The 1037-nt window shown below is 62.4% G+C and carries 1 protein-coding gene; it reads right to left on the minus strand.

What is annotated here, in order from left to right; translation table 11 throughout:
• Nucleotides 1-949: IS481 family transposase (locus EN949_RS35405; RefSeq protein WP_095770220.1), on the minus strand; the 949-nt coding region annotated here is incomplete at its 3' end.
• Nucleotides 950-1037: the final 88 nt, after the last annotated feature.

Raw genomic sequence — 1037 nt, forward strand, 5'->3', positions numbered from 1 at the left:
TGTGGAGCTTCAACAGGTTGTCCTCGATCAGGGCGAGGCGACTGATAGGCGTTTTTGACTTTAGGCTGCCATGTGGACGATGCCAATTGTATCTGTGCAGCCAGACAGGCAGTTCGGCGGCACGATGATCGGATGTCGGATAGGCAATGGCGTAGGCCCATTCGCGCAGTGCTGTCTGGATGAAGCGCTCGGCCTTGCCATTGGTCTTGGGCGTATAGGGTCTTGTCGTGACGTGCTTGAGGCCGAGATCGCGGCAGGCCTTGGCGAAGGCCTTTGATCTGTAGCAGGAGCCGTTGTCGGTCATGACGCGGGCTATCGTGACGCCGAGGCTGGCGTAATAGGCGACCGCGGCCTTGAGGAAGGCGATGGCGCACTCCTTTTTCTCGTCGGGCAGGATTTGCGAGAAGGCGATGCGGGACGCGTCGTCGATGCAGACATGGACGAACTCCCAGCCGGCGCCGCGCGACTTGCCCTTTTGCGGATCGCCGGTGATACGATGGCCGACTTGGCTGAAGCGGCCGAGCTTCTTGATGTCGATATGGATCATCTCGCCGGGATGCTCCCGCTCGTAGCGCCGGACCGGTTCGGCCGGCTCGATATCCCTGAGCCGCGACAGCCCGGCACGCTTGAGAACCCGGCTGACGGTGGCGGGCGAGACGCCGACCTCATGGGCGATGTGCTTGCCGGTCAGCCGCTGGCGACGCAAGGCTGCGATGCGCTCGGCCACGGACTGTTCGGTCAGGCTCGGCATGACGGTGGGCCGCGACGAGCGGTCGACCATGCCGGCCCGCCCTTTGGTCTTATAGCGCTCGACCCAGCGCGCCACGATCTTGGCCGACACGCCATAGACGCGCGCCGCATGGGCTTTGGAAAAAGCGCCTTCTATCACCGATAACGCCATCTCCTCTCGACGCAGCGGTGTGAGACGGGCATTCTTGTGGATGTTCATTCGGACCCTCCGATGGATGCTGAAGCGTGGTAACTCCAGTCTCCTCGGTCCGGTCCGAATGGACAACCTCTCGAAAGCTCACACCTAG

This window comes from Mesorhizobium sp. M7A.F.Ca.US.007.01.2.1 (assembly GCF_003998165.1).
GTDB classification, from domain to species: Bacteria; Pseudomonadota; Alphaproteobacteria; order Rhizobiales; family Rhizobiaceae; genus Mesorhizobium; species Mesorhizobium ciceri.